Below are 26,313 nucleotides of genomic sequence, written 5' to 3' on the forward strand. Positions count from 1 at the left end.
AAAAAGGCCCCGGCTCCAAGCCGGGGCTTTTTCGCGTCGGACGCTCACTCGGCGGGCTGGGGAGCCGCTGCCGACAACGAGGTCTGCTTTTCTCCGCCCAGCGTCTCCTGTCCGAACAGGACGGTCAGCAGAGCGATCGCGCCCGACACCACCGATACCCAGAAGCCGTTCTGCGCGCCGAACGCGTCGACCACCCAGCCGGTCGCGAATGCCCCGAACGCCATGCCGATGCCGATGCCGGTCATCACCCATGTCACGCCCTCGGTCAGCATGGCCTCCGGCACGCGCCGCTCGATCAGTCCGAAGGCGGTGATGAAGGTCGGCGAGATGGCGACACCGCTGACGAAGACGGCAAGGGCGAGCAGCGGCACCGTGTCGGCGAAGAGCAGTGGCACCGCCGTCACCGCGATGATGCTGACCGCGACCAGCAGCTGGCGCTGCAGCGACGTCTTGAGGGCAAGCGCGCCGAGGATCAGCCCGACGACGAAGGAGCCGGCGGCATAGACGCCGATGACGAGGCTCGCCGCGCCCGGCCGGCCGAGTTCCTTGGTGATGGCGACCGAGCTCACCTCGGCCGCGGCGAAGATCGCCCCGATGAAGACGAGTGCGAATGTGATGATCTGCACGGGCCGCTGGCGGATGGCAGAGCCTTGCGCGCCCTTTTCCGGTGGCCTGATCCGGGGCTCGGTGGACCGCTGCAGGATGAAGGCCGCCGTGCCGGCAGCGAGGAGAAGGGTGCTGGCTACCATACCCGCCTCGGGGAAGAGCGCCACGGAGAGACCGACCGACAGCGATGCCCCGGAGATATAGATGAGTTCGTCGGCCGCCGACTCGAAGGCGAAGGCGGTGTTGAGTTCAGGACGGCCGCGGAACAGTTCGGTCCAGCGCGCCCGTACGATCGCGGACATGCTGGGCAGCACCGCTGCGCCAAGCGCGGAGGCAAACAGCGTCCAGACCGGCCAGTCGAGATGCGCGGCCGCAATCAGCACCGTGAAGGCAATCGCGGAAACGATGGTGGCAGGGACCACGACACGGCTTTGCCCGAGCCGGTCGATGAGACGTGAGATCTGCGGGGCAAGCAGCGCGTTGGTGAGCGCATAGGTGGCCGACACCGCGCCGGCCAGCCAGTATTCGCCATGCGTCTGCGACAGCATGGCGACGATGCCGATCGGCGCCATCGCCATCGGCATGCGGGCGACGAAGCCCGCCGATGCAAAACCCTTTGCCCCCGGCGCCCTGAAAATCTCTCTGTACGGATTGGCCATGGCCTGCTCCTCGACTTGTTGCGCCCCGCCGCCTATATTCGCATACGCAGCGTATGAAGTTCTCGGGAGATAAGTTCATACGCCGCGTATGTCAATTGGCATACGTCGCGTATGTTATTGGAGCAGATCGGAGTAGAAAGTGGTCCACAGGCCTCGCAAGGAGATGATCGCCGAAACCCGCGCCAAGCTCTTGGCCGCCGGGCGCAAGGCTTTCGGGACGATAGGTTATGCGCAAGCGTCGATGGACGACTTCACCGCAGAGGCGGGCCTGACCAGGGGGGCGCTCTACCATCATTTCGGCGACAAGAAGGGCCTGTTCGAAGCCGTCCTGTTGCAGATCGACGCGGAAATGACCGCCCGCATGATGGCCGCCGCGGAGAGCGCGGCGAACCCTTGGCAGGGTCTTGTCGACGAATGCAATTCCTACATCCAGATGGCGCTTGAGCCCGAGATCCAGCGCATCGTCTTTCGCGACGGCCCCGCCGTGCTTGGCGACCCTTCGTTATGGCCGAACGCAGGCGGCTGCGTCGCCATGATGACTGACAGCGTGGCGCGCTTGCAGGAGAAGGACATCATCGCCGATGTCGACGCCGAAGCCGCCGCGCGCGTCATCAACGGCGCCCTCGGCTATGCCTCGCAATGGATCGCCAATGCCGACGATCCGAGGACAGTGTCGGAGAAAGCGGTCCAGGCCTTCAACGTCTTCCTCGAAGGGCTGTTGCGCCGAAAACCCGCCTGATTCTCGGCCGGCGCCCGCATGGGCTATAATCCGCGCCGGCGGAACGTGAGGGCGATTCGGCAATGTGGGATTTCGAGATCGGCAGGACGCTCGCCATCGTCATCCGAACCTGGCCCTTCGTCATTCTGCGCATCGTCGTCTATTTCGGCATCACCGTCGCCTATATCGTCTCGACAGGCGCCGGAGCCGGCATCGGCTACGGCGTCGGCCACGTCTGGGGCGGGGATGGCCCGTTCACCTTCGCCATGTGGGGCGGCATCTTCGGCTTCGGCCTCGTCTCGATGCTGTTCTACTGGCTGCGCGAATACATCCTCTATCTGGTCAAGGCCGGCCACATCGCCGTCATGGTGCACCTGATCGACGGCGTCGACGTGCCCGGCGGGCAGAGCCAGATCGGCTACGCCCATGCGGTCGTGCGCGAGCGTTTCGTCGAGGCCAACGTGCTCTTCGTCCTCGACCAGCTCATCAAGGGCGTCCTGCGCGTCATCACCGGGCTGATCGGCGGTTTTGCCGCCTTCCTGCCCATCCCCGGCCTGCAGGGCATCGCGAAGTTCGTCAACGCGGTTGTGCGCATGTCGCTCACCTATGTCGACGAGATCATCCTCGGCTACAATATCCGCCGCCAGAGCGACGCCCCTTTCGAGACCGGCCGCCAGGGCGTCGTGCTCTATGCCCAGAACGCCCGCGCCATGCTGAAGAACGCGGTGTGGCTCACCGTCATGACCTGGGTGCTCGGCGTCGTGATCTTCTTCCTGACGCTCGCGCCGGCGGGCGCCATTCTCTATACGATGCCGGGCGAGCTTGCCGGCTGGGCCTTCGTGCTCGCCATCGTGTTCGCCTGGGCCTTCATCTCGGCTTTCATCGAACCTTTCGTCATCGCCGCGCTGATGCAGGTCTACTTCCGCGCGATTGAGGGCCAAACGCCAGATCCCGCCTGGGACATGCGCCTTTCCGACGCTTCCAGGCATTTCCGCGAACTCAAGGATCACGCGCTTGCGTCGGTCGGCGGCTCGCGCTGGGGGGCCGCGTCGGGAACCCGGGAAGAGGCCTCGTAAAGCCTGTGAACATCAGGGGAAGGGGTGCGCAAGGCGTGGAAACCCGGAGCGTACACCCCTATATCGGGTCATGGTCACCAGGCTCTATTCCCATCCGATATACCTGGAGCACATAACGCCTCCCGGGCATCCGGAACGCCCTGACCGGCTGCGCGCCATCGAGCGCGCGCTGGAGGAGGAGAAGTTTTCCGGCCTCGACCGCGTGCAGGCTCCCGAGGGTGACCCCGCGACCATCCTCTACGCCCATCCGCAATCCTTCGTGGAAAAGGTGCAGGCCGCGATCCCCGAGACCGGCATCCAGCGCATCGACGCCGACACCACCGCCAGTCCGAAGAGCTGGCAGGCGGCCATCACCGCCATTGGCGCCGCCAACGCCGCGGTCGACGACGTATTCTCCGGCCGTGCCGACAACGTCTTCGTCGCCTCGCGCCCGCCCGGCCACCACGCCGAGAAGACGACCGCGATGGGCTTCTGTCTCTTCAACAACGCCGCCATCGCCGCTCGCCACGCGCAGAAGGCGCATGGGGTGGAGCGCGTAGCCATCGTCGACTGGGACGTGCATCACGGCAACGGCACGCAGGACATCTTCTGGGACGATCCCTCGGTGCTCTACTGCTCGACGCATCAGATGCCGCTCTATCCGGGCACCGGCGCGCCGAGCGAGACCGGCGTCGGCAACATCGTCAACGCCGCGCTTGCGCCCCGCACCGGCAGCGATCTGTTCCGCGACGCCTTCAACACGCGCGTGCTTCCCGCCGTGGATAATTTTCAGCCTGACCTGATCATCATATCCGCCGGTTTCGACGCGCATCACCGCGACCCGCTGGCCGAGATCAACCTCACCGAGGAGGATTTCGACTGGGCGACCGGGCAGCTCATGGACAGGGCCGATCGTCACGCCAAAGGCAGGCTCGTCAGCCTGCTCGAAGGCGGCTACGATCTGCAGGGATTGGCATTCTCGGTCGCAGCCCATGTCGGCCGTTTGATGAAGGGATGAAGATGGCCGAGGAAGCGAACGAAGACATCAAGGCGATGAGTTTCGAGAAGGCGCTGGAGGCGCTGGAGAAGATCGTCGACGACCTCGAGCGTGGCGACGTGCCGCTCGACCAGTCGATCCGCATCTACGAGCGCGGCGAGGCGCTGAAGGCGCATTGCGACCGACTGCTCAAGGCAGCCGAGGACCGGGTCGAGAAGATCCGCCTCTCGCGCGACGGCAAGCCGGTCGGAACGGAACCGCTCGACGCCGAGTAGCTCGCTGGTGGATGGCCCGTGCCGAGGCCATCCCTTCCTTGAAATTTCCTGCTGACCGCATCGGCCGACGTCGCTGCGGCGAAACTTGGTCGGCGGCCGGTTTCAATCTGGCGTTGCCACCTGAACTATTCTACGCTGCCGCCCTCAACTGCTTCACAGTGCGAGATTTTTGAGGGGATAACCTTGTTTATTTGCTCTTCCGCTGAAGACGAAGACACGCGACCCGTCGGCTGTATTTGCCATAGCCCCGCCTTCCTCCGGCTCAACGCGCTGGTCGAGCAGAAATTCTCACGCCGCGCATTCCTTTCCGGCGCTGCCGCTGTCGGCGCCGCCGCGCTCTGGCCGAAGCGCGCTTCAGCCGCCATCCCCGCGCCGCCGGCCGGCCCGGTCGTGTTCACCAACGTCAAGGTTTTCGACGGCAAGTCCGGCAAGCTCGCGGAGGGCCAGCGTGTCGTCGTCGAAGGCAACAAGATCAAGGCAGTCGAGCCTGCCGGAGGATCCGCACCCGACGGAGCCGAGATCGTCGACGGCGGCGGCCGCACGCTCATGCCCGGCCTCATCGACGCGCACTGGCATTCCATGATGGCGTCGCTGCCGATGCTGCAGTTGCTGACCGCCGACGTCGGCTTCATCACGCTCGAGGCCGCGGCCGAGGCCGAGCGAACCCTCATGCGCGGCTTCACCAGCATCCGCGATCTTGCCGGCCCGTCCTTCAGCCTCAAGCGTGCGATCGACAGCGGGCTCAACGCCGGGCCGCGCATCTGGCCCTCCGGCGCGATGATCTCGCAGACCAGCGGCCATGGCGACTTCAGGCTTCCCTACGAGGTTCCCGCACAGCCGGATGCGCCGCTTAGTCGCGGAGAGGCTGTCGGCGGCGGCATGATCGCCGACGGCGTCGACGAGGTGCTGAAGCGCTCCCGCGAACAATTGATGCTCGGCGCCAGCCAGCTCAAGCTTGCGGCGGGCGGCGGCGTCGCCTCCAACTTCGATCCCATCGACGTCAGCCAGTACACGGAAGCCGAGTTCCGCGCCGCGGTCGATTGCGCCGAGAACTGGGGCACCTACGTCACCGTCCACGCCTATACGCCACGCGCCATGCAGACCGCCATACGGGGCGGCGTCCGCTGCATCGACCATGGCCAGTTGATGGACGAGGAGACGGCGAAGATCATGGCCGACAAGGGCATCTGGTTCTCCAGCCAAGCCTTTGTCGACAACGAATTCGCCAATCCCTATCCGGAAGGTTCGGCGAACCGTGCCAAGCAGCTTACGATGTTCGCCGGCACCGACACGGCCTACGGCTTGGCCAAAAAATACAAGCTGAAGACCGCCTGGGGCACCGACATCCTTTTCGAACCGTCGATGACGAAGAACCAGGGCGCGATCCTGACCACCATGGCCCGCTGGTATTCGAACGACGAGATCCTGCTCATGGCGACCGGGACCAACGCCGAGCTGCTGGCCATGTCCGGTCCGCGCAATCCATACCCGGACAGGATCGGCGTCATCGAGGCCGGCGCCTACGCCGATCTCCTGCTGGTGGACGGCGACCCGATCGCCGACATAAAACTTCTTGCCGATCCCGAGAAGAACTTGAAAATCATCATGAAGGACGGCCGATTCTACAAGGATACCGTGAGGGGATGAAGGTGATGGCATCGAAGACGTTGGGCGGCTGCGCGCTCGCCGCTGGCATTTTTGCGTCGGGCATCGCCGCCGCGGCAGATCCCGAGGCTGCGCCGCCGCCGCTCGGCGCGTCGGACTGGGTCGTGCAGGTCACGCCTTATCTGTGGGCATCCGGCATGCAAGGCGACATCTCGCCGTTTCCGCGCGCCCCCACGGTCGAAGTCGACGTGCCGTTCTCGGAGGTCTGGGACAATCTGAAATTCGGCGGTTTCGCCAATATCTGGGCTCGCCGCGACCGTTTCGTCTTCTCCGGCGACCTCATGTACGTCAATCTTTCGGCGGCCGAGGTCGTCGGGCCGCTGCCCGATCTCGCGCCCGAGGTCGAATTGGACGCCGAACTGGACTCGGTGCAGTTCTACGCTGCGGGTCTGGCGGGCTACCGGGTCGTCGACACGCCGCAGTTCAGCCTGGATGCGCTTGCGGGCGGCCGCTTCTGGTACGTTTCGAACGATCTCACGCTGCGGCTCGAGAATGTGGGCAGCCGCTCGTTCAAGGAGGACTTCAGCTGGTTCGACCCGCTGGTCGGCGCGCGGGTCTTCTACAACATCACCGACAAGCTGTCGGTGATGGGGCAGGCCGACATCGGCGGCTTCGGCGTCGGCTCCGAATTCACCTGGTCGGTGCTGGGAACCGTCAACTACGTGTTCAACGACCACTGGTCCGCGTCGCTGGGCTACAAGCACATGTCGGTCGACTATGACGACGACGGCCTCGTGTTCGATGTCGATATGTCGGGGCCGGTCATCGGCGTCACCTATCGTTTCGGCGGGCCTACCGGCGGTTGATCTCGGTCGGCCGCTTGCCCAGATAAGCCGCAACAGCTTTTTTGGAGGCCGACATGTGCCGCAACATCAGACAGCTCTTCAATTTCGAGCCGCCGGCGACGGACGACGAGGTGCGCAGCGCCGCGCTTCAGTTCGTGCGCAAGGTCAGCGGCTCGACCAAGCCGTCGAAGCGCAACGAGGAAGTGTTCGACCGCGCCGTCGAAGCCATAGCCGCCAACGTCCGCGCGCTCATCGATGCCATGGAAACCACCCAGCCGCCGAAGAACCGCGAGGAAGAGGCGGCGAAGGCCAAGGCCCGCACGCTGATCCGATTCGCTTGAATTTTCCGGCGCGGCTCCCTACCTTAGCCAGGGTTAGCTAAGGACATTCGGTCATGACCACGGTCAACATGCTGGAAGCCAAGACTTCCCTGTCCAAGCTCGTCGAGGCGGTCGAGAGCGGCGCCGAAACGGAAATCATCATCGCCCGCAACGGCAAGCCCGCGGCAAAGCTGGTGTCAATTGATGCGGAGCCGAAAAAGAAAGTTCGGCTGGGCCTGCTGAAGGGCAAATACCCTCCCATGTCCCTCGAAGAGTTCAATTCGACCGATGAAGAGATTGCGGCGATGTTCGACGCATCGCCCAACGACTTTTGAGACTGCTTCTCGACACCCACGTTGCGATATGGGCGCTCGTCGCGCCCGAGCGGATTCCTGGCCGAGTCAGGGAGTTGATGAAGCAAGAGGTCAATTCGACCTGGGTATCGGCGATCAGCATTTGGGAAATATCGGTGAAGCACAAATTGGGAAGGGTGAGCAGTCCGCCCTTCTCGGGACGCGAAGCGATCGGATTTTTCGAAAACGCAGGGTTCGGACTTTTGCCGGTCACCGTGGAGCATGCGGCGATGGTGGACAATCTGCCCCGGCTGCATGCCGATCCATTCGACAGACTTCTGATCGCGCAGGCTCTGAGCGAGCCCATGCGGCTTGTGTCACACGACCGGCAGGTCGCGGCATATAGCGATACGGTCATAAGTTTGTAGCCGCAGGTGCGTGCTCGGCCGTTCGGTGCCCGTAGACGGCAATCCATTGGCTTTCGCGCGCCGGCTGGCCTAAACTCGCGCCATGAGCTTCTTCCCCGGAACCGATCCCGAAGTCGGCGACAAGCTCGCCTGCGACGCCATCGAGCTGATGGTCATCCCGAGCGCCAAGGATATTGGCGGCTTCGAGGTGCGGCGTGCTCTGCCGACCGCCAAGCGCCGTCTCGTCGGCCCGTTCATCTTCTTCGACCGCATGGGCCCGGCGTTGCTGAGGGCAGGGCAGGCGCTCGACGTGCGCCCGCACCCGCATATCGGGCTCGCCACCGTCACCTACCTCTTCGACGGCAAGATCAGGCACCGCGATTCGCTCGGCACCGAAATGGTCATCGCGCCCGGCGACGTGAACCTGATGACCGCCGGCCGCGGCATCGTCCATTCCGAGCGCACGCCGGAAGAATTGCGGGGCGCGCCGATGTCGGTCTCCGGCCTGCAGACCTGGCTGGCGCTGCCGGACGGCAAGGAGGAGGTCGCGCCGCTCTTCGAGAACACCGCAGCCGCGGAGCTGCCGGAATTCGACGATGGCGGCGCATCCGGCCGCGTCGTCATCGGTGCCTTCGACGGACTGAAATCGCCGGTCCGTGCGGCCTCCGACACGCTCTACGCCGACATCCGCCTGCAGCCGGGCGCGAGCGTCAGAATTCCCGCCGACGCCGAGGAACGCGCCATCTACACGCTGGAGGGCACGGTCACCATCTCGGGCGACCGTTTTCCCGACAATCGCCTGCTGGTCTTCAAGCCCGGCGACGAGATCGTCGTTTCCTCCGAGGGCGGCGCGCATTTCATGCTGTTCGGCGGCGCCTCGCTGGGTTCGAGGCGCTATATCTGGTGGAATTTCGTTTCGTCCTCGAAGGAGCGCATCGAGCAGGCTAAGGAGGAATGGAAGACCGGCCGCTTCGATATCGTGCCGGGAGACGACAAGGAATTCATCCCTCTGCCGGAGAATTGAGATCCCGAGGCTCATTTACATTTGCCGGCCATGTTCCTATTCGCAGGTTTGTCCCGCTGCCGCAGCCGGAGTTGACCGACAATGACCCGCAAGCCGAAGACGCCGCTGCTCGACAAGGTGAAGGTTCCCGCGGACCTGCGCCGCCTGCCCGAAAGCGACCTGCCGCAGCTCGCCGAGGAGCTTCGCGCCGAGCTGATCGATGCCGTCTCCGTCACCGGCGGCCATCTCGGCGCCGGGCTCGGCGTCGTCGAACTCACCGTCGCGCTGCATCACGTCTTCGACACGCCGGACGATCGCCTGATCTGGGACGTCGGCCACCAGGCCTATCCGCACAAGATCCTGACAGGCCGCCGCGATCGCATTCGCACGCTGCGCGCCGAGGGCGGGCTCTCCGGCTTCACCAAGCGGGCCGAAAGCGAATACGACCCGTTCGGCGCCGCGCACTCCTCGACCTCGATCTCCGCCGGCCTCGGCATGGCGGTCGCGCGCGACCTGAAGGGTGGCCGCAACAATGTCATCGCCGTCATCGGCGACGGCGCCATGTCCGCCGGCATGGCCTATGAGGCGATGAACAATGCCGGTGCGCTCGACGCCCGCCTTATCGTCATCCTCAACGACAACGACATGTCGATCGCCCCGCCCGCCGGCGCGATGAGCGCCTATCTCGCACGCCTCGTGTCCGGCCGCACCTACCGTTCGCTGCGCGACACCGCCAAGCAGCTGGCGAAGAAGCTGCCGAAGTTCCTGGCCGAAAAGGCGCGCCGCTCGGAAGAGTTCGCACGCGGCTTCTGGACCGGCGGCACGCTGTTCGAGGAGCTCGGCTTCTATTATGTCGGCCCGATCGACGGCCACAATCTGGAGCACATGCTGCCCGTCCTGAAGAATGTGCGCGACACGATCGACGGGCCGGTGCTGATCCATGTCGTGACGCAGAAGGGCAAAGGCTATGCGCCGGCCGAGGCCGCAAGCGACAAATATCACGGCGTCAACCGCTTCGACGTCATCACCGGGGCGCAGGCGAAGCCCCCGGCCAACGCTCCGGCCTATACGCGCGTCTTTGCCGATACGCTGATCGACGAGGCAGCCCGCGACGAGAAGATCGTCGCCGTCACTGCAGCGATGCCGTCCGGCACGGGGCTCGATCTCTTCGGCGAGATTTTTCCGAGCCGCACATTCGACGTCGGCATCGCCGAGCAGCATGCCGTCACCTTCGCGGCGGGTCTGGCTGCGGAAGGCTTCAAGCCTTTCGCGGCGATCTATTCGACCTTCCTGCAGCGCGCTTACGACCAGATCGTCCACGACGTGGCGATCCAGAAGCTGCCCGTGCGCTTCCCGATCGACCGCGCCGGCTTTGTCGGTGCCGATGGCCCGACCCATTGCGGCGCCTTCGACACCACATTCCTCGCCAGCCTCCCCGACATGGTGGTGATGGCGGCAGCCGACGAGGCGGAACTGCGCCATATGGTGCGTACGGCTGCCGAGTATGGCGAAGGGCCGATCGCCTTCCGCTATCCGCGCGGTAACGGCGTCGGCGTCGACCTTCCCGAGCGTGGCTCGGTGCTCGAAATCGGCAAGGGCAGGGTGCTCAGGGAAGGCGGTAAGGTCGCGCTGCTTTCCTTCGGCACCCGGCTTGCCGATTGCCTGCTCGCGGCGGAAGAACTTTCCGCCGCGGGCCTCTCCACCACGGTTGCCGACGCGCGTTTTGCAAAACCGCTCGACGAGGATCTTGTGCGGCGTCTCGCGCGCGAGCACGAGATTCTGGTCACTGTGGAGGAAGGCGCGATCGGCGGCTTCGCCACGCAGGTCCTGCATTTCCTGGCGCATCAGGGGCTGCTGGAGTCGGGCCTCAAGGTCCGCCCGCTGGTGCTGCCCGATATCTTCACCGACCACGCCAAGCCGGAGAAGATGTATGCCGAGGCAGGCCTCGACAGTGCGGGGATCGTGAAGACGGTCTTCGCCGCGCTCGGCCTGCGGGAGACGCAGGCGGCCCGAGCCTGACGGCTGACCGGCACGCTGCCGCTAACCTGCTGTTTAGGTTAACATTTGCGGGTTTGCTTACCGTGTCTCTTGGGCGTTTCTTAGCGCCGCGCTGATAGCGAATTCTCCCAGGCAGGGAGAATTCGGCGGGATGAAAGCGCTCGGTTGTGCGCTTGCGGTGATCGTTCTGGCAGGGCAGGCAACGGCCCAGCCGCGCTACGACCGCAAGCTGGAAGAGGCTGTCATGGCGATCGTCGCCGCCAGGATCGGCGACATACGCGGCGGCTTCGCTTTCGACGCGAGGCCGGTGATGGTAGTCGTCCAGGGCGACACCGTCATGGGCACGACCGACATGAGCGCCGGGCGGCGCATGCAGCCCGACAGGCCGCCGGAGGGCATGGCCCGCGCCATGGACCGCCGGGCGGCAGATCCCGCGACCTTCTAGGTCCCGCTTGCCTTCCGGCCGGTCCTTCTCCAATGAAGGCCCCATGCCGGTTCCATCCGCACCCCGAAAGACCGATGACCGCGTCAGGCTGGACGAGCTTCTCGTCCTGCGCGGCCTCTATGCCACCCGCTCGCGCGCCAGAGACGCCGTCGAGCGCGGCGCGATCTCCGTCGATGGCGCGGTCGTTGCGAAGCCCGGTCAGGCCGTTCCCCTGTCCAGCGTGATCGCTGCCGACGATCCGGCTGCCCGCTACGTCTCGCGCGCGGCGTTGAAACTTCTGGCCGGCCTCGACCATTTCGGCCTCGACCCCGTGGGCAGCGAGGCGCTCGACATCGGCGCCTCGACCGGCGGCTTCACGCAGGTGCTTCTGGAACGCGGCGCGGCCCATGTGACCGCGTTCGATGTCGGCCACGGCCAGCTCGACCTGCGCCTTCGCGACGATCCCCGCGTCACCGCCATCGAAGGCCTCAACGCGCGCGATCTCACTATCGAACATCTTGGCGGCAAATCCCCTGACTTCGTCGTCTCCGATGTCAGCTTCATCTCGCTGATGCTTGCGCTGCCTCCGGCATTGTCGCTCGCCGCGCCCGACGCCAGAGGCCTGTTCCTCGTCAAGCCGCAGTTCGAGGCAGGCCGGGAGGCGATCGGCAAGGGCGGCATCCTGAAAGACCCCGCCGAAGGGCCGCGCATCGCCGAAAAGCTCCGAGCCTGGCTCGACGCCCAGGCCGGCTGGCGCGCGCTCGGCGTCTGCGATTCCCCCGTCGCCGGCGGCGACGGCAACCGCGAATTCCTGCTTGGCGGGATCAAGGATCGATGAGCGCGACCTTCGAGATAACCCGCCTAGGCGCACAGGCGGACGGCATCGCCGAGACCGAAACCGGCCAGGTTTTCATCCCCTTCGCGCTGCCCGGCGAGAAGGTGACGGCTGCGCGCATCAGGGATCGCGCGGATCTCATCGCCGTGCTTTCCGCCTCGCCGCAGCGCGTCGAGCCGCCCTGCCGCCATTTCACCGTCTGCGGCGGCTGCGCCATCCAGCATCTGGAAGAGCGCGCCTATCTCGACTGGAAGCGGCAGAAGATCGTCGGCGCCTTGCGCGCCGCCAAGGTCGAAGCGGAGGTCGCCGACATCATCCCTTGCGCGCCGCAAACGCGCCGCCGCGTCACCTTCTCCGCCCGCAAGACCGAGCGCGGCGTCGTCTTCGGCTTCAACCGCGCCCATTCCAACGAGATCGTGGATATCTCCGAATGCCCGATCTCGCTGCCGGAGATCGTGGCCGCCCTGCCGAAGCTGCGCGGGCTTGCCGGCGCGATCACGGCCACGCCCCAGCCTTTCCACATGACGGTCACGGCCACCGCCTCCGGGCTCGACATCGCCGCCCAGGGTTCCGGCAAAATGGCTGACGGGCAGCGCCTCGCAGCCGCTGCCGCCGTGACCCGCGAAGGCTTTGCGCGGCTTTCCGTCGATGGCGAGATCATCGTCGAGCCGAGAAAGCCTGCGATCATCTTCGGCGACATCGCCGTCCCGGTGCCGCCGGGTTCTTTCCTCCAGGCCACGGCGCCCGCCGAGCAGGCCATGGCCGATCTGGTGCTTCCCCATCTGGCGCGCTCGAAGAAGGTCGCCGACCTCTTCGCCGGAGCCGGCAGCTTCGCACTGAGGCTGGCGAAAAAATCCGAGGTCCATGCGGTGGAAGGCGATGCGGCGGCGCTTGCCGCGCTCGACCGCGGCTTTCGTCAGGCTTCCGGCCTGAAGCGTGTCACGGTCGAAAAGCGCGATCTCTTCCGCCGTCCGCTCACCTTCAAGGAGCTGAACGCCTTCGACGGCATCGTGTTCGACCCGCCGCGCGCCGGCGCCGAGGACCAGTCGAAGCAGATCGCCCGCTCCGAGGTGCCATATGTCGCGGCAGTGTCCTGCAATCCCGGCACGCTCGCCCGCGACCTCTCGATCCTCGTCGCCGGCGGCTACCGCGTCAAAAGCGTCACCCCGATCGACCAGTTCCTCTGGTCGCCGCATATCGAGGCCGTGGCGCTGCTCGAGAAGCCCAGGAAAAGGCGGTGAAGCTGCGTCGCGCTTGAATTGATCGCTGTTTGAGCTTATTTTGAAAAGATGGTATCAATTTGAGCGAGGAATTTGCTCATGGGTGTTGCGGCATTCGAACTGGCGGCAACGAAATTCGGTGACGAGCCGCTGCCGTTCCTTTCGGCGCGGCGTATCGCCGATTCGCTCGGCGTCAACCTGTCCGAACTGGCCGAGCTTGCCGGCGTCGCGCGCAATACGCTGGCCGCCGGAACGGGGCGCAAGGCCGATGCCGCCCTGAGCCCGATCGTCCGCATCCTCGCCATGGCCGGCGAGATGGCGGGCGGCGAACAGCGCGCCGCGATCTGGTTCAAGCATCAGCCCATCCCCGGCTGGGCCGGCAAGACGGCCTACGATCTCGTGCGCGAAGGCAAGGCCGACAAGGTGCTTGCCTATCTGGAGGCAGTCCGCTCCGGCGTCTATGCCTGAGCAGACGGTCACCCTGTGGCGCGCCTTCGTGCCCCGCTGGGCGCATTTGCCTTTGTCGGGCGAGGGGGCCGCGCGCTTCGGCGGTCGCTGGAACCCGGTCGGGGCGTTGACTATCTACGCCGCGCGCGAACTCTCCACCGCATGGGCGGAATACAACCAGGGTTTCGTGCAGCATCCGGCGCTGATCGCGCAACTGGAGCTCATCGGCGCACGTCTCGCCGATCTCACGGCATCGGAAACGTTGCGATCCTTGGGCATCGGCGAAGACATCCACCGCTGCGAATGGCGCGACATGGTGGACAAGGGTCTTGTCCCGGCGACGCACGAACTGCGCGCCCGCCTTCTGGCGGAAGATTTCCATGGCGTGATCTACCCGTCCTTCATGTCGCCGGGCGGAACCTGCGTTGCGCTCTGGCGCTGGAATGCCGAAGGCGCGCCGCGCCTCGAGGTCGTCGACCCCGACGGCCGTCTGCCGATATCCCCGGCCTCCTGGCTCTAGGCTTCATTGACGTCGTCAGCCTATCGCCTAGCTTTCATGGCGTCATAACGAGGAGAGCAGCATGGAAACCCAGGAACTGTATCGCGGCCGACTGATCGACCACATCCAGCTCATCGTTCGCGACATTGACGCCAGCCGGCGTTTCTACGAGGCGGTCTTCGCCGCGATCGGGATTCCCATTGCCGGTGAGGGCAAGGACTATTTCTGGGCCGACGAACTTTTCATCTCCACCGCCGACAGCGAGGCCGCGGCCGGAAAACTGACGGGGCGCCACCACATCGCCTTCCAGACGAAGGACCGCGCCATGGTCGATGCCTTCTACGAGGCCGGCCTCGCAGCCGGCGGCGTCGACAACGGCAAGCCGGGCGAACGCGAGCGCTATCATCCCGGCTACTACGCCGCCTTCCTGCTCGATCCCGATGGCAACAACATCGAAGCCGTCCATCACGGCGAGGCCACGCTCAGCGCGCCTTTCGTGAAGGTCACTTTCTGACCTGTCTCACGCCCGGCGTGCTATCTTCTGGTACTTCTTCACCAGCCGCTCTCGCTTCAGCGGCGAGAGCCGCTGGATCCAGAAGATGCCGTCGAGCTGGTCGATCTCATGCTGGTGGCAGACGGCCCGCAATCCCTCGGCCTCCTCGAAACGCTCCTTGCCGTCGAGATCCCGGTAGGCGACATGCACGGCCCGGCTGCGCTCGATCTCCTCGGTCACGCCGGGCATCGACACGCTGCCCTCAGCATGCCGGATCTTTTCGTCCGACGCCCATGTGATGACGGGATTGACGTAGGTGAGGGGCTTTTCCGCCTCGGTCAGTTGCAGCACCACCACCCGTTGCAGCACGCCGACATGCGGCCCGGTGATGCCGATCCCGGGCGCCGCCCGCATGGTGTCGAAGAGGTCGGCCGCGAGCCCGGCGAGTTCCGCGTCGAAGCGCTCGACCGGTTGGGCCACGAGTTTCAGCCGCGCCTCGGGGAACCGCACGATGTCACGGACAGGCATCTCACCGACCCCTTCCGGAAAGCAGCCTCTCCACGAAGTCGGGCACAACCCTGGTGGCCGGTCCGTGATCCGTCTCGTCGAAATGGGCGGCGCCGGCCGATGGCTCGAGGTTGAGTTCCACCGTCCGCGCACCCGTCACCTGCGCCTCGCGCACGAAACCGGCGGCCGGATAGACATTGCCGCTGGTGCCGATCGAGACGAACAGGTCGCAAGCTGCCAGCGCCGCCTGGATTCGCTCCATCTGGTAGGGCATCTCGCCGAACCACACGACGTCGGGCCGCATATGGCCAGTCTGTTCGCAGGCGGGGCAGCGTGATTCCAGCGACATCTCGTCCTCCCACGCCGAGCGCCCGCCGCAGGCGTTGCAGAGCGCCTGGTCGTGCTGCCCGTGCATGTGGATCAGCCTTTGCGAGCCGGCCCGCTCGTGCAGGCTGTCGACGTTCTGCGTCACCAGCAGGAAATCGCCCGGAAATGCGTGCTCCAGCCTCGCCAGCGCGACATGCGCCGCGTTGGGTTCCACGGTCCGTACGTTCTTGCGTCGCCAGTTGTAGAATTGGTGTACCCGCGCGGGGTTCGCGGCGAATCCCTCCGGCGTCGCCACCTCGCGATAGTCGACCTTCGCCCAGATCCCGTCCGGATCGCGAAAGGTCGAGATGCCGCTTTCGGCCGAGATGCCTGCGCCGGTCAGGATGACGATCGACGACGTCACGCGGGGTTCAGACCCGCGTGCCGCCGAGCGTCATGGCGTTCATCCTGAGATGCGGCTGGCCGACTCCGACAGGCACGCCCTGGCCGGCCTTGCCGCACATGCCGATGCCGTTGTCGAGCTTCAGGTCGTTGCCCACCATGGTCACGCGGTGCATGGCGTCCGGCCCGTTGCCGATCAGCATGGCGCCCTTGATCGGCTGGGTCACCTTGCCGTCCTCGATCATGTAGGCCTCGGTGCAGCCGAACACGAATTTTCCTGAGGTGATGTCGACCTGGCCGCCGCCGAAGGAGACGGCATAGACGCCGTTCTTCACCGAGGCGATGATCTCCTCGGGCGTGTACTGGCCCTCGGTCATGTAGGTGTTGGTCATGCGCGGCATCGGCTGGTGCGCATAGCCCTCGCGTCGTCCGTTGCCGGTGGCTGCAACGCCCATCAGGCGCGCGTTCTGCCGGTCCTGCATGTAGCCGACCAGCTTGCCGTCCTCGATCAGCACGTTGCGGTTTGTCGGCGTGCCCTCGTCGTCGATGGTGAGCGAGCCGCGCCGCTCGGCGATCGTGCCGTCGTCGACCACCGTCACGCCCTTGGCGGCAACCTGCTGACCCAGGAGACCGGCGAAGGCGGACGTCTTCTTGCGGTTGAAGTCGCCCTCCAGCCCGTGCCCCACCGCCTCGTGCAGCATGACTCCAGGCCATCCCGAGGAAAGCACGATGTCGAACGTGCCGGCCGGCGCCGGCACGGCACGCAGGTTCACCAGCGCCTGGCGCAGCGCCTCGTCGGCCGCGTGCTTCCAGCTGTCCTCGGCGACGAACTCGCCGAATCCCTTGCGCCCGCCGGCGCCGTAGGAGCCGCTTTCCTGGCGGTCGCCGTCACCCACCACCACCGACACGTTGAGGCGCACCAGCGGGCGCACGTCGCGCACGATCTGCCCGTCGCTGCGCACGATCTCGACATGCTGCCAGGACGCCGCCAGCGACGCCGTCACCTGGCGCACGCGCGGGTCGGCATTGCGCACATAGGCGTCGATCTCGGTCAAGAGCTTGGCCTTCTCCGCGAAGGAAGGCGCGCCGATCGGGTTTTCCTCCCCATAGAGATGGCGGTTGGTGCGGGGAGGGGCGTCCGCCAGCGTGCCGGAATAGCCTGATTTGACCGCAGAAACCGCGTCGGCGGCGCGCAGCAGCGCTGCTTCCGAAAGCTCGCTCGCATGCGCATAGCCCGCCGCCTCGCCGGCCACGGCGCGCAGACCGAATCCCTGGTCTGTGCTGTAGTTCGCCGTCTTCAGCCGTCCATTGTCGAAGACCAGCGCTTCGCTTTCGCTGGTTTCGAGGAACAGCTCGCCGTCGTCGGCGCCGGCGATCGTCTGCGACACGATCTCCTTGAGGCGCGCTTCCGAGCAGTCGAACAGGGAGGTGAGGGATTTGGTCATGGATCGGGGCCTTTGGATGGCAGGATGCGCTCTATCTAGGATTTTGCACCCGTCCAATCCAGTGTGTCTGCGAGGCGCCTTTCCTCGCCCCACGAAGTGGGGAGAGGTGGCGAGGTCCGGAGGACCGGGACGGAGAGGGGGCAGCCTGAGGGCATGGGCAGACGGTTGGTGGGCGTGCCCCCCGCGCCTCCGCGCGATCAGTAGTCGATCACGCCGTCGAGCGCGTAGTGCTTCACCGTCTTGCGGTTGGCGATCAGCTCGTCGACCGTCGGCTCGCCCTTCATGGCGCGCGAGATCGCCAGCTTCGTCGCTTCGTAGTTGGTGCGGTAGAGATCCTTCTTGTCGAGGTTCTCGTCCTCGGCGCAGCGCGGGTCGAGCCACACCGTGATGATCATGCAGAGATCGTCCGCCTGGTCGCGCGGCAGGATGTTTTCCGACAGGCAATCGACGATCGCGTCGCCCATCGCCGCCTGCACGACCCCGCCCAGGAGCTCCGCATAGGCCATGTTCTTGATGGTGACCTTGGTCGTCATCATGGTCGCCGGCTTGACCGCCTGGTTGAGGTCGCGCACCACGAACATGCGGGTGTGGCCCTTCACCTGGCCCATCATCGATGCGAACGCCTGCCCGACCGGGCCCCTGATCGACCCGATGACGACTTCCGGCATGGCGTCGGTCGCCTGGCCTTCAGCCGCCAGAACGGTTGCCTCGCCGGTGCGCAGCCAAATCTCGCTCATAAATCTTCTCCTGCTTGCGGATCTCTTCTGGTGCCGACCCGACCCTAGCGGCGCAGGGCCAGCGTTGCCAGTGGTCCAAAGGTCGCTTGGCGCCTGGTCAGGCGATGCGTCGAAAATTACTGATTGAAGCGCAGGAACTGCCGCAACGGTTTATCGAGATTCGGGTCAGACCAGTCCCACCCGAAGGTCGAAAGACCTCAGGGCAATGCGTCGAAAGCCTCGCCGAAGCCGGCAAGGTCGACCGGTATGCCGATGCCTTCCTCAGGCGTGGCGAAGACGATGAAGGTGGCTTCCTTGCCGTTCCGCAGCGTGTCCAGCAACTGCTGCTCGAGGATCACCTCGGCATAACAGCCATCGGAGAAACACTGCTTGAAATAGGCGCGGCCGTTATCCTTTTTGTCGATGTAGAGGCCGAGGCCGGTCGGCAGCAGCACGCCGAGCGGCGCCAGCACGCGCATGATCTCCGCCTTGCGGTCTGCGGTCTTCAGGATGACGACGGACAGGCCGAGGTCGGAGCGGTCCTCCGCCACCACGTTCTGCATCATGATGCACTGTTCGGAGCTCGCGCCGGCCGGCGTGTCGCAGATGATCGACCAGGAGCCGTGCGTGGAGCGCACGGAGCCGTTCTGCTGCGCCTGGCCGGGCAGGACCTGGGTTGGCAGGATGAGGCCTGCCAGGGCGAAAGCGCAGGCGACCTTTGCGAAGGTTCTTCCAAGCCCCGATATCATTATTGCTCCATCGCGAATCACGGCATGACATACCATGACGCCTGGGATTATAGGGTAATGCCGTATCCCGACCAGCGGACGGCGGCGGTTTGCCGGTTTTTCACGTGGAAATTTGCCCGAATTGCGGCCTTCGCCCGCTCAAGCCGCGCAAGGCCGCGCCTTGCCCTGCCGGGCGTCCCGGCCGGTCCCGGCGTGCTGCGGGCCGAGCCGCCGCGCCGTCGCGCAAAAATGCCGCATGGTTTGCTCCGCTCCTTCCTTGCGGTAGGAAAGAGAGTATGGTTTGAACCGGCCAAGGCAACCAGCGGGATTCCCGCTAGGGGGCCAGGAGAGTAATCTAGGCGGATCCGGTGCGGGTCCCTGCGGTTTGCCTGCACGCGAGTGGGAGACGGACAGGTCTATGAGAAGACTTCTTGCAACGGCTGGCGCAAGCGCCGCTTTTCTCGCCAGCGTCGCGGCTCATGCGGCGCAGCCGGTAGACTGGCAGACGCGGTTCCAGCCCCCTGCGACAGACATCATGGCGCAGATCGAATGGTTCGAGGTCTATTCGCTGTGGTTCATCATCCCGATCACGGTGCTGGTGCTCGTCCTGCTCGCCTGGTGCATCGTCAGATACCGCGCCAGCGCCAATCCGACGCCGTCGCGCACCAGCCACAACACGCTGATCGAAGTGATCTGGACCGTCGGTCCGGTGGTCGTGCTGCTTTTCCTGGCCGTGCCCTCCTTCCAGTTGCTGACTGCACAGTACACGCCGCAGGAAGAAGCCAAGCTCACCGTCAAGGCGACCGGCAACCAGTGGAACTGGGACTACGAATACCAGATCGAGGAGCCGCTCACCTTCAACTCGGCGATGATGCCGGATGATCTGGAGGCTCGCAAGGAAGCCGGCAAGGAAGACCTCGCCGTCTACCCGCGGCTGCTCGCCGTCGACAACGAGATGGTGGTTCCGGTCAACACCATGGTGCGCGTGCTGGTCACCGCTGCCGACGTGATCCACGCCTTCGCCATGCCGGCCTTCGGCGTCAAGACCGACGCGGTCCCGGGCCGCATCAACGAGGTGTGGTTCAAGGCCAACAAGGAAGGCCTCTACTACGGGCAGTGCTCCGAGCTGTGCGGCAAGGATCACGCCTTCATGCCGATCGCCATCCGCGTGGTGAGCGACGCGCAGTATTCGACCTGGCTGGCAGCCGCCAAGACCGATCTTCCGGGCGCCAACAAGGCGCTGATGGCTGAGGTCGAAGGCTCACAACCGGTCGCACTCGCCGGCAACTGACGTCAGGCGGACAGAAATCAGGGAACGGGACCATGGCAGGCGCGACAACCCACCATCATGAAGACCACCACGACCACAAGCCGAAGGGCTGGGTCCGCTGGGTCTATTCGACCAACCACAAGGACATCGGCACCCTCTACCTGATCTTCGCGATCATCGCCGGCATTATCGGCGCCGGGCTCTCCATCGTCATGCGCATGGAGCTCCAGGAGCCGGGCATCCAGATCTTCACCGGTCTGGCGCAGATGGTCTACGGCATGGATGGCGACGTCGCCGTCGACGGCGGCAAGTCGATGTACAACGCCTTCACCACGGCGCACGCGCTGATCATGATCTTCTTCATGGTCATGCCGGCGCTGATCGGTGGCTTCGCCAACTGGATGGTGCCGATCATGATCGGCGCGCCGGACATGGCGTTCCCGCGCATGAACAACATCTCGTTCTGGCTGCTGCCGCCGGCCTTCATCCTGCTCATCATCTCGGCCTTCATGCCGAGCGCCCCGGCTGCCTACGGCGTCGGCGGCGGCTGGACGCTGTACCCGCCGCTCTCCACCTCGGGTCAGCCCGGGCCGGCTATGGACCTGGCGATCCTGTCGATCCACATCGCGGGCGCATCGTCGATCCTCGGCGCCATCAACTTCATCACCACCATCTTCAACATGCGCGCTCCGGGCATGACGCTGCACAAGATGCCGCTCTTTGCCTGGTCGGTGCTGATCACCGCCTTCCTGCTGCTGCTCTCGCTGCCGGTTCTGGCGGGCGCCATCACCATGCTGCTCACCGACCGCAACTTCGGCACGACCTTCTTCGCGCCCGAGGGCGGCGGCGACCCGGTCCTCTACCAGCACCTGTTCTGGTTCTTCGGTCACCCCGAGGTCTACATCCTGATCCTGCCGGGCTTCGGCATCGTCAGCCACATCGTGTCGACCTTCTCGCGCAAGCCCATCTTCGGCTATCTCGGCATGGCCTACGCCATGGTCGCGATCGGCGTCGTCGGCTTCATCGTGTGGGCCCACCACATGTACACGAGCGGCATCTCGCTCGACACGCAGCGCTACTTCGTGTTCGCCACGATGGTCATCGCGGTGCCGACCGGCGTGAAGGTGTTCTCCTGGATCGCCACCATGTGGGGCGGGTCGATCTCGATGCGCACGCCCATGCTGTGGGCGATCGGCTTCATCTTCCTCTTCACCGTGGGCGGCGTCACCGGCGTCCAGCTCGCCAATGCCGGCCTCGACCGCTCGCTGCACGACACCTACTACGTGGTGGCGCACTTCCACTACGTGCTGTCGCTCGGCGCCGTCTTCGCCATCTTCGCGGCCTGGTACTACTGGTTCCCCAAGATGACGGGCTACATGTACTCGCCCTTCATCGCGCGGACCCACTTCTGGGTCACCTTCATCGGCGTCAACCTGGTGTTCTTCCCGCAGCACTTCCTCGGGCTCGCCGGCATGCCGCGCCGCTACATCGACTATCCCGACGCTTTCGCGGGCTGGAACATGGTCTCCTCCTACGGCTCCTATCTCTCGGGCCTGGGCGTGCTCATCTTCCTGTTCGGCGTCTTCGAGGCCTTCTCCAAGAAGCGCGTCGCCGGCGCCAATCCGTGGGGCGAGGGTGCGACCACGCTCGAATGGCAGCTTTCCTCGCCGCCGCCCTTCCACCAGTGGGAGCAGCTGCCGAGGATCAAGTAAGGCCAGCTTAATCGATGCCGCCGCCCGCCGGCGGCATCCGGCCAAACGGAAGTTTGTACGCATGGCCTAGGGCGGTTCCGGGAACAGGTTTCACCCCGGGCTGCGGCAGAAGAAGCAATCCCGGGACGGCCCGGTTCGTTCGGGATTGCGGCAGAAAGAGTGACTACGAAGTAGCATGACCTTTTTGGACAAGACCGTTCTCGACGAAGCCGTCCTCTCCGAGGCGACGGCCGGCGACTACCTGGAGCTCCTGAAGCCCCGGGTGATGTCGCTCGTCGTGTTCACGGCCTTCGTCGGAATGGTCGCCGCACCGGTCACGCTCAATCCCTTCGTCGCCATCGTCGCCATCCTATCCATCGCGATCGGCGCCGGCGCGTCGGGCGCGCTCAACATGTGGTACGATGCCGACATCGACGCCGTCATGAGCCGCACCGCGTCGCGCCCGGTTCCGGCCGGCCGCATCCTGCCGCAGCAGGCGCTCGCCTTCGGCCTCGTTCTGTCGGCGCTCTCGGTGATGACGCTCGGCGTCTTCGTCAACTGGGTGGCGGGCGCCGGGCTCGCCTTCACCATCTTCTTCTATGCGGTCGTCTACACGATGTGGTTGAAGCGCTGGACGCCGCAGAACATCGTCATCGGCGGCGCCGCCGGCTCCTTCCCGCCGATGATCGGCTGGGCCGCCGCCACCGGCTCGATCAGCCTGGAAAGCGTTATCCTCTTCCTCATCATCTTCCTGTGGACGCCGCCGCATTTCTGGGCGCTGGCGCTCTTCAAGTCCGGCGACTACGCGCGCGCCGGCGTGCCGATGATGCCCAACGTCGCCGGCGAGGCCTCGACCAAGCGCCAGATCTTCGCCTATTCGGTCGTGCTCGCCGTCGTCGGCGTGCTGCCCTGGGTGCTCGACTATGCCGGCGCGGCCTACGGCGTCGCCGCCGCCGCGCTCGGCCTTGGCTTCGTCTGGTATGCCTGGGCCGTGCTGATGATGCCGGCGGACGATCGCGCCATGCGCCCGGCCAAGGCGTTGTTCGGCTATTCGCTGCTCTATCTCTTCGCGATCTTCGCGATCTACCTGGCCGACAGCGTGGTCGAGCGGATCGTCACGGGAGCGGCTGCGTGAGCGTCATGGATATCGAGACAGTCAAGCCGACCGAAGCGCAGAAGAAGGCACGCCGCAGCCGCAACATCGCGATCGCGCTGGCGCTCGGCGCCTTTGTGGTGCTGGTCTACGTGGTGTCGATCGTCAAGCTCGGCTCCGCCGTGCTCGTCCGGCCGTTGTGAGGCGAGGCGATGTCCGCGGCTGAGACCAATCGCAAGAAGGAACGGTCGAACCGGCTCGTCGCCGGCGTCTGTCTTGCCTTCTTCGTTGGCATGGTCGGCATGGCCTATGCCGCCGTCCCCCTCTACTCCATGTTCTGCCAGATCACCGGCTATGGCGGCACGACGCAGCGCGTCGAGCAGTATTCGGACCGCGTGCTCGACCGCAAGATCACCGTGCGCTTCGACGCCAACGTGTCTGCCGGCCTGCCGTGGAACTTCCAGCCTGTCCAGCGCGAAATAACGATGAAGATCGGCGAGACGGCGCAGGCGCACTACACGGCGACCAACGTCTTCCAGGTGCCGACCGCCGGTCGCGCCACCTTCAACGTCACGCCGGGAACGGCAGGCTCCTACTTCAACAAGGTCGAGTGCTTCTGCTTCACCGATACGACCTTGAAGCCCGGCGAGACGATCGATATGCCTGTCGTCTTCTATGTCGACCCCGACATAGTGGACCTGCCGGAACTGAAGGACATCACCACCATCACGCTTTCCTACACCTTCTTCCCGATCGAGACGGAGAAGCCCGTGGCCGCAGCGCCGGGGGAAGGGAAGACGGACACCACCAACACCGACGAAAATCTCGGGGGATGACATGGCGGACGCACACGCTCACGCAAAACCGCAGCACGACTACCACATCATCGATCCGAGCCCATGGCCCTTCATCGGCTCCGTCGGCGCGCTGGTCATGGCGTTCGGTGGCGTCGGCTGGATGCAGTATCTCAAGGGCAACGAGTTCCACGTCTTCGGGCTGAACTTCGCCACCCCCTGGGTCTTCTTCATCGGCCTGGCGATCGTCCTCTACACCATGTTCTCCTGGTGGTCGGACACGATCAAGGAAGGCCACGAAGGCCACCACACCAAGGTCGTGTCGCTGCACCTGCGCTACGGCATGATCATGTTCATCGCCTCCGAGGTGATGTTCTTCGTCGCTTGGTTCTGGGCCTTCTTCGACGCCAGCCTTTTCCCGGGCGAGGTCGCCCAGGTCGCCCGCACCGAGTACACCGGCGGCGTCTGGCCTCCGAAGGGCATCGAGGTGCTCGATCCCTTCCACCTGCCGCTCTACAACACCATCATCCTGCTGCTCTCGGGCACTACGGTCACCTGGGCGCACCATGCGCTGCTCCACGGCGACCGCAGGGGCCTGGTCAACGGCCTGGCGATCACCGTCGGCCTTGGCGTCCTGTTCTCGTTCGTGCAGGCCTATGAGTACATCCACGCGCCGTTCAACTTCCACGATTCCATCTACGGCGCGACCTTCTTCATGGCGACCGGCTTCCACGGCTTCCACGTGTTCATCGGCACGATCTTCCTGATCGTCTGCCTGCTGCGCGCGATCGGCGGCGACTTCACCCCGAAGGCGCATTTCGGCTTCGAGGCGGCCGCCTGGTACTGGCACTTCGTCGACGTGGTCTGGCTCTTCCTCTTCGCTTCGATCTACGTCTGGGCCTCGATGGGCGCCACCATCGCGACGCACTAGGACGCCTGCCTCCGGAAGTCGCGGACTTTTGGGCAGGGCATGTGCAAGGAACAGTCGGCCGCGGCAACGTGGCCGACTTTTTTCTGGCCTGATCGAACGGCATAATGCCGGCGGGACAGGACTTGAATGACGTGACCGCGGTGAACGACAACAAGGGATACCCGCCGATCGAGCCGATAGCGGCCGGCCTGAAGGGCCGCTGCCCGCGCTGCGGCAAGGGCAGGCTGTTCTCCGGCCTCCTGAGCATCGCCCCGGACTGCGACGAGTGCGGGCTCGATTATTCCTTCGCCGATGCCGGTGACGGGCCGGCCGTGTTCGTCATCCTGATCATCGGCTTCATCGTGGTCGGACTGGCGCTCTGGACCGAGGTCAGCTTCAATCCGCCGCTCTGGCTGCATTTCATGCTGTGGATTCCGCTGACGCTGGTGCTCAGCCTCGGCGGCCTGCGCCTCATCAAGGGCGTGCTCGTCACGCTGCAATATGCCAACAAGGCTGCCGAGGGCCGGCTCGACAGATGACGGCGAGCCCCCCTGGCGTTGCCGACCGGCCCGGCGGCTTTCCCTGGCTGGTCGTCATTCTCGGGCTCGCGGCCTTCGCCATCCTGATCGGCCTCGGCACCTGGCAGGTCCAGCGCCTGCACTGGAAGGAGGGGCTGATCGAGACCATCGAGGCGCGCAGGAACGCCGCGCCGGTTCCGCTCGCCGAGGCCGAGGATCGCTACCACTCGACCGGCGACGTCGACTACACGCCCGTGATAGCGACAGGGACCTTTCATCATGAGGGCGAGCGGCATTTCCTCGCCACATGGAAAGGGCAGTCCGGCTTCTTCGTCTACACGCCGCTTGAGCTGGCAGACGGCCGTTTCGTCCTCGTCAATCGCGGCTTCGTGCCCTACGACCTCAAGGATGCGTCGAAACGCCCGCAGGGCCAGGTCGAAGGCGAAGTGACCGTCACCGGCCTAGCGCGCAACCCGCTTGCGGAAAAGCCGTCGTCGCTCGTCCCGGACAACGATCCGGCGAAGAACATCTTCTACTGGAAGGACCGCGATGCCATGGCGGCGAGCGCCGGCCTGCCCGCTGGCGCCGAAATCGTTCCGCTGTTCATCGATGCCGACGCCGCCCCCAACCCCGGCGGCTGGCCTGCCGGTGGCGTCACGCTGATCGAGCTGCCCAACAAGCATCTCGAATACGCCGTCACCTGGTACGGCCTCGCCGCCGCGCTTGCCGCGATCATGGCTGTCGCCTGGAGGCGCAGGCGGGCCCTTCCTCCGTGATCCTAGGGCGGCGAAGCGGAACGTGACCAATAGCAGACGTCTTCGCGACTTCATCTCAGGTCATCGTCATCCCAGGTCCCGCTGCGCGGCCCCGGAATGACGAGGCGTGGATAAACTCCTTGCCCAACCCATTGATTTCACGTGAATCTCAAAAATATTCGGGCGGTTTTGTTCACACCCCTCTGACCTCCCCCATACTCCCCGTCAGCAGCTTGCTTGTGGGAACGGGTGTACACGACCTCCATCCAGGCAAGTGTGGCGCTGGATCGCGTCCCGTGTTGGTCACACGGGCGGCTCCGGTCCTGTCGCTGGCCTGCGCGCCCGCTCCTCCAGCCTATCGGAAGGGGATGGGCCGGGCACGGCAACGGGAAAAAACGCCGGCGGCGCATGGCTGCGCGTCAACTAGATTACTTACAAGACGTCGCAGCCATGCGCCGCCTCCCGCAATGGCCAGACGT

31 protein-coding genes are annotated in these 26,313 nt (G+C 65.2%); 25 read left to right on the forward strand and 6 right to left on the reverse strand.

Annotated features, from left to right (window positions below):
* Window positions 1-44: 44 nt before the first annotated feature.
* The gene (locus tag D8676_RS11940; protein ID WP_121581126.1) at window positions 45-1,265 is read right to left on the reverse strand and encodes an MFS transporter; all 1,221 of its coding nucleotides are present in this window, start codon (window positions 1,263-1,265) and stop codon (window positions 45-47) included.
* A gap of 163 nt (window positions 1,266-1,428) precedes the next feature.
* Here D8676_RS11940 and D8676_RS11945 point away from each other — a divergent pair, with 163 nt between their 5' ends.
* The 17 genes from D8676_RS11945 to D8676_RS12025 all read left to right on the forward strand — a co-directional run bounded on the left by D8676_RS11945 (window position 1,429) and on the right by D8676_RS12025 (window position 14,720).
* The gene (locus D8676_RS11945; RefSeq protein WP_121581127.1) at window positions 1,429-2,004 is read left to right on the forward strand and encodes a TetR/AcrR family transcriptional regulator; all 576 of its coding nucleotides are present in this window, start codon (window positions 1,429-1,431) and stop codon (window positions 2,002-2,004) included.
* A 62-nt stretch (window positions 2,005-2,066) separates the two neighbouring features.
* Window positions 2,067-3,059: a hypothetical protein gene (locus D8676_RS11950; protein WP_121581128.1), complete on the forward strand. Its 993-nt coding sequence runs from the start codon at window positions 2,067-2,069 to the stop codon at window positions 3,057-3,059.
* A gap of 70 nt (window positions 3,060-3,129) precedes the next feature.
* Window positions 3,130-4,056 carry a histone deacetylase family protein gene (locus D8676_RS11955; protein WP_121581129.1) on the forward strand — a complete coding sequence of 309 codons (927 nt, stop codon included), beginning with the start codon at window positions 3,130-3,132 and terminating at the stop codon, window positions 4,054-4,056.
* Window positions 4,057-4,058: 2 nt separating this feature from the next.
* On the forward strand, window positions 4,059-4,310 hold the full coding sequence (locus D8676_RS11960) for an exodeoxyribonuclease VII small subunit (RefSeq protein WP_121581575.1): 252 nt from the start codon (window positions 4,059-4,061) through the stop codon (window positions 4,308-4,310).
* A 183-nt stretch (window positions 4,311-4,493) separates the two neighbouring features.
* Entirely contained in the window at window positions 4,494-5,957 is a 1,464-nt protein-coding gene (locus D8676_RS11965) for an amidohydrolase family protein (protein WP_121581130.1), read from the forward strand.
* Between the two features lie 5 nt (window positions 5,958-5,962).
* The gene (locus tag D8676_RS11970) at window positions 5,963-6,781 is read left to right on the forward strand and encodes a hypothetical protein (protein WP_121581577.1); all 819 of its coding nucleotides are present in this window, start codon (window positions 5,963-5,965) and stop codon (window positions 6,779-6,781) included.
* A 53-nt stretch (window positions 6,782-6,834) separates the two neighbouring features.
* Window positions 6,835-7,101 carry a DUF2277 domain-containing protein gene (locus D8676_RS11975; protein ID WP_121581131.1) on the forward strand — a complete coding sequence of 89 codons (267 nt, stop codon included), beginning with the start codon at window positions 6,835-6,837 and terminating at the stop codon, window positions 7,099-7,101.
* 53 nt (window positions 7,102-7,154) lie between these two features.
* Window positions 7,155-7,415: a type II toxin-antitoxin system Phd/YefM family antitoxin gene (locus tag D8676_RS11980; RefSeq protein ID WP_121581132.1), complete on the forward strand. Its 261-nt coding sequence runs from the start codon at window positions 7,155-7,157 to the stop codon at window positions 7,413-7,415.
* On the forward strand, window positions 7,412-7,801 hold the full coding sequence (locus tag D8676_RS11985; protein ID WP_121581133.1) for a type II toxin-antitoxin system VapC family toxin: 390 nt from the start codon (window positions 7,412-7,414) through the stop codon (window positions 7,799-7,801). The genes D8676_RS11980 and D8676_RS11985 overlap by 4 nt, the downstream gene beginning before the upstream one ends.
* 82 nt (window positions 7,802-7,883) lie before the next feature.
* Window positions 7,884-8,804, forward strand: coding sequence for a pirin family protein (locus D8676_RS11990; RefSeq protein ID WP_121581134.1), 921 nt, complete (start codon window positions 7,884-7,886; stop codon window positions 8,802-8,804).
* Window positions 8,805-8,885: 81 nt separating this feature from the next.
* Window positions 8,886-10,802: a 1-deoxy-D-xylulose-5-phosphate synthase gene (dxs, locus tag D8676_RS11995; protein WP_121581135.1), complete on the forward strand. Its 1,917-nt coding sequence runs from the start codon at window positions 8,886-8,888 to the stop codon at window positions 10,800-10,802.
* Window positions 10,803-10,932: 130 nt separating this feature from the next.
* Window positions 10,933-11,226, forward strand: a complete 294-nt coding sequence (locus D8676_RS12000; protein ID WP_121581136.1) for a hypothetical protein — start codon at window positions 10,933-10,935, stop codon at window positions 11,224-11,226.
* 43 nt (window positions 11,227-11,269) lie between these two features.
* Window positions 11,270-12,043 (forward strand): TlyA family RNA methyltransferase, encoded by a 774-nt coding sequence (locus tag D8676_RS12005; RefSeq protein WP_121581137.1) that lies wholly within the window; start codon window positions 11,270-11,272, stop codon window positions 12,041-12,043.
* Window positions 12,040-13,281: a class I SAM-dependent RNA methyltransferase gene (locus D8676_RS12010; RefSeq protein ID WP_121581138.1), complete on the forward strand. Its 1,242-nt coding sequence runs from the start codon at window positions 12,040-12,042 to the stop codon at window positions 13,279-13,281. Before D8676_RS12005 ends, D8676_RS12010 begins: the two co-directional genes overlap by 4 nt.
* Before the next feature lie 78 nt (window positions 13,282-13,359).
* Window positions 13,360-13,728 (forward strand): antitoxin Xre/MbcA/ParS toxin-binding domain-containing protein, encoded by a 369-nt coding sequence (locus D8676_RS12015; protein ID WP_121581139.1) that lies wholly within the window; start codon window positions 13,360-13,362, stop codon window positions 13,726-13,728.
* Complete coding sequence (locus D8676_RS12020; RefSeq protein WP_121581140.1) at window positions 13,721-14,227, forward strand: RES domain-containing protein; 507 nt, start codon at window positions 13,721-13,723, stop codon at window positions 14,225-14,227. The genes D8676_RS12015 and D8676_RS12020 overlap by 8 nt, the downstream gene beginning before the upstream one ends.
* 61 nt (window positions 14,228-14,288) lie before the next feature.
* On the forward strand, window positions 14,289-14,720 hold the full coding sequence (locus D8676_RS12025; protein ID WP_121581141.1) for a VOC family protein: 432 nt from the start codon (window positions 14,289-14,291) through the stop codon (window positions 14,718-14,720).
* A gap of 6 nt (window positions 14,721-14,726) precedes the next feature.
* On the opposite strand, the gene D8676_RS12030 is transcribed toward D8676_RS12025, so the two are convergent.
* The 5 genes from D8676_RS12030 to D8676_RS12050 form a co-directional block, all read right to left on the reverse strand.
* A complete protein-coding gene (locus D8676_RS12030) occupies window positions 14,727-15,227 on the reverse strand; it encodes a peptide deformylase (protein WP_121581142.1) in 501 nt (166 codons plus the stop codon).
* A gap of 1 nt (window position 15,228) precedes the next feature.
* Window positions 15,229-15,936, reverse strand: coding sequence for an NAD-dependent deacylase (locus D8676_RS12035; RefSeq protein ID WP_121581143.1), 708 nt, complete (start codon window positions 15,934-15,936; stop codon window positions 15,229-15,231).
* Between the two features lie 7 nt (window positions 15,937-15,943).
* A complete protein-coding gene (tldD, locus tag D8676_RS12040) occupies window positions 15,944-17,359 on the reverse strand; it encodes a metalloprotease TldD (protein ID WP_121581144.1) in 1,416 nt (471 codons plus the stop codon).
* 197 nt (window positions 17,360-17,556) lie between these two features.
* Window positions 17,557-18,096, reverse strand: coding sequence for a formaldehyde-activating enzyme (gene fae, locus D8676_RS12045; protein WP_121581145.1), 540 nt, complete (start codon window positions 18,094-18,096; stop codon window positions 17,557-17,559).
* A gap of 197 nt (window positions 18,097-18,293) precedes the next feature.
* Window positions 18,294-18,824 carry an invasion associated locus B family protein gene (locus tag D8676_RS12050; RefSeq protein ID WP_121581146.1) on the reverse strand — a complete coding sequence of 177 codons (531 nt, stop codon included), beginning with the start codon at window positions 18,822-18,824 and terminating at the stop codon, window positions 18,294-18,296.
* 397 nt (window positions 18,825-19,221) lie between these two features.
* Here D8676_RS12050 and coxB point away from each other — a divergent pair, with 397 nt between their 5' ends.
* The 8 genes from coxB (at window position 19,222) to D8676_RS12085 (ending at window position 25,855) form a co-directional block, all read left to right on the forward strand.
* Entirely contained in the window at window positions 19,222-20,094 is an 873-nt protein-coding gene (gene coxB / locus D8676_RS12055; protein WP_121581147.1) for a cytochrome c oxidase subunit II, read from the forward strand.
* A gap of 32 nt (window positions 20,095-20,126) precedes the next feature.
* Complete coding sequence (gene ctaD, locus D8676_RS12060) at window positions 20,127-21,785, forward strand: cytochrome c oxidase subunit I (RefSeq protein ID WP_121581148.1); 1,659 nt, start codon at window positions 20,127-20,129, stop codon at window positions 21,783-21,785.
* A 175-nt stretch (window positions 21,786-21,960) separates the two neighbouring features.
* Entirely contained in the window at window positions 21,961-22,899 is a 939-nt protein-coding gene (gene cyoE, locus D8676_RS12065) for a heme o synthase (protein ID WP_121581149.1), read from the forward strand.
* Entirely contained in the window at window positions 22,896-23,060 is a 165-nt protein-coding gene (locus D8676_RS27320) for a hypothetical protein (RefSeq protein WP_183097101.1), read from the forward strand. Before cyoE ends, D8676_RS27320 begins: the two co-directional genes overlap by 4 nt.
* Before the next feature lie 9 nt (window positions 23,061-23,069).
* Window positions 23,070-23,693: a cytochrome c oxidase assembly protein gene (locus D8676_RS12070; protein ID WP_121581150.1), complete on the forward strand. Its 624-nt coding sequence runs from the start codon at window positions 23,070-23,072 to the stop codon at window positions 23,691-23,693.
* Window position 23,694: 1 nt separating this feature from the next.
* Window positions 23,695-24,582: a cytochrome c oxidase subunit 3 gene (locus D8676_RS12075; protein WP_121581151.1), complete on the forward strand. Its 888-nt coding sequence runs from the start codon at window positions 23,695-23,697 to the stop codon at window positions 24,580-24,582.
* Between the two features lie 140 nt (window positions 24,583-24,722).
* A complete protein-coding gene (locus D8676_RS12080) occupies window positions 24,723-25,100 on the forward strand; it encodes a DUF983 domain-containing protein (RefSeq protein WP_183097099.1) in 378 nt (125 codons plus the stop codon).
* Window positions 25,097-25,855, forward strand: a complete 759-nt coding sequence (locus tag D8676_RS12085) for an SURF1 family protein (protein ID WP_121581153.1) — start codon at window positions 25,097-25,099, stop codon at window positions 25,853-25,855. The genes D8676_RS12080 and D8676_RS12085 overlap by 4 nt, the downstream gene beginning before the upstream one ends.
* Window positions 25,856-26,313: the final 458 nt, after the last annotated feature.

The sequence above is a fragment of the Mesorhizobium sp. YM1C-6-2 genome (assembly GCF_003666685.1).
Classification (GTDB): Bacteria; Pseudomonadota; Alphaproteobacteria; order Rhizobiales; family Rhizobiaceae; genus Mesorhizobium_K.

Coding starts and splice junctions, on each gene's coding strand:
- D8676_RS11940 (WP_121581126.1), bottom strand. CDS start 1,265: ATGGCCAATCCGTACAGAGAGATTTTCAGGGCGCCGGGGGCAAAGGGT.
- D8676_RS11945 (WP_121581127.1), top strand. CDS start 1,429: ATGATCGCCGAAACCCGCGCCAAGCTCTTGGCCGCCGGGCGCAAGGCT.
- D8676_RS11950 (WP_121581128.1), top strand. CDS start 2,067: ATGTGGGATTTCGAGATCGGCAGGACGCTCGCCATCGTCATCCGAACC.
- D8676_RS11955 (WP_121581129.1), top strand. CDS start 3,130: ATGGTCACCAGGCTCTATTCCCATCCGATATACCTGGAGCACATAACG.
- D8676_RS11960 (WP_121581575.1), top strand. CDS start 4,059: ATGGCCGAGGAAGCGAACGAAGACATCAAGGCGATGAGTTTCGAGAAG.
- D8676_RS11970 (WP_121581577.1), top strand. CDS start 5,963: ATGGCATCGAAGACGTTGGGCGGCTGCGCGCTCGCCGCTGGCATTTTT.
- D8676_RS11975 (WP_121581131.1), top strand. CDS start 6,835: ATGTGCCGCAACATCAGACAGCTCTTCAATTTCGAGCCGCCGGCGACG.
- D8676_RS11980 (WP_121581132.1), top strand. CDS start 7,155: ATGACCACGGTCAACATGCTGGAAGCCAAGACTTCCCTGTCCAAGCTC.
- D8676_RS11990 (WP_121581134.1), top strand. CDS start 7,884: ATGAGCTTCTTCCCCGGAACCGATCCCGAAGTCGGCGACAAGCTCGCC.
- dxs (WP_121581135.1), top strand. CDS start 8,886: ATGACCCGCAAGCCGAAGACGCCGCTGCTCGACAAGGTGAAGGTTCCC.
- D8676_RS12000 (WP_121581136.1), top strand. CDS start 10,933: ATGAAAGCGCTCGGTTGTGCGCTTGCGGTGATCGTTCTGGCAGGGCAG.
- D8676_RS12005 (WP_121581137.1), top strand. CDS start 11,270: ATGCCGGTTCCATCCGCACCCCGAAAGACCGATGACCGCGTCAGGCTG.
- D8676_RS12010 (WP_121581138.1), top strand. CDS start 12,040: ATGAGCGCGACCTTCGAGATAACCCGCCTAGGCGCACAGGCGGACGGC.
- D8676_RS12015 (WP_121581139.1), top strand. CDS start 13,360: ATGGGTGTTGCGGCATTCGAACTGGCGGCAACGAAATTCGGTGACGAG.
- D8676_RS12020 (WP_121581140.1), top strand. CDS start 13,721: ATGCCTGAGCAGACGGTCACCCTGTGGCGCGCCTTCGTGCCCCGCTGG.
- D8676_RS12025 (WP_121581141.1), top strand. CDS start 14,289: ATGGAAACCCAGGAACTGTATCGCGGCCGACTGATCGACCACATCCAG.
- D8676_RS12030 (WP_121581142.1), bottom strand. CDS start 15,227: ATGCCTGTCCGTGACATCGTGCGGTTCCCCGAGGCGCGGCTGAAACTC.
- tldD (WP_121581144.1), bottom strand. CDS start 17,359: ATGACCAAATCCCTCACCTCCCTGTTCGACTGCTCGGAAGCGCGCCTC.
- fae (WP_121581145.1), bottom strand. CDS start 18,096: ATGAGCGAGATTTGGCTGCGCACCGGCGAGGCAACCGTTCTGGCGGCT.
- D8676_RS12050 (WP_121581146.1), bottom strand. CDS start 18,824: ATGATATCGGGGCTTGGAAGAACCTTCGCAAAGGTCGCCTGCGCTTTC.
- coxB (WP_121581147.1), top strand. CDS start 19,222: ATGAGAAGACTTCTTGCAACGGCTGGCGCAAGCGCCGCTTTTCTCGCC.
- ctaD (WP_121581148.1), top strand. CDS start 20,127: ATGGCAGGCGCGACAACCCACCATCATGAAGACCACCACGACCACAAG.
- cyoE (WP_121581149.1), top strand. CDS start 21,961: ATGACCTTTTTGGACAAGACCGTTCTCGACGAAGCCGTCCTCTCCGAG.
- D8676_RS12070 (WP_121581150.1), top strand. CDS start 23,070: ATGTCCGCGGCTGAGACCAATCGCAAGAAGGAACGGTCGAACCGGCTC.
- D8676_RS12075 (WP_121581151.1), top strand. CDS start 23,695: ATGGCGGACGCACACGCTCACGCAAAACCGCAGCACGACTACCACATC.
- D8676_RS12085 (WP_121581153.1), top strand. CDS start 25,097: ATGACGGCGAGCCCCCCTGGCGTTGCCGACCGGCCCGGCGGCTTTCCC.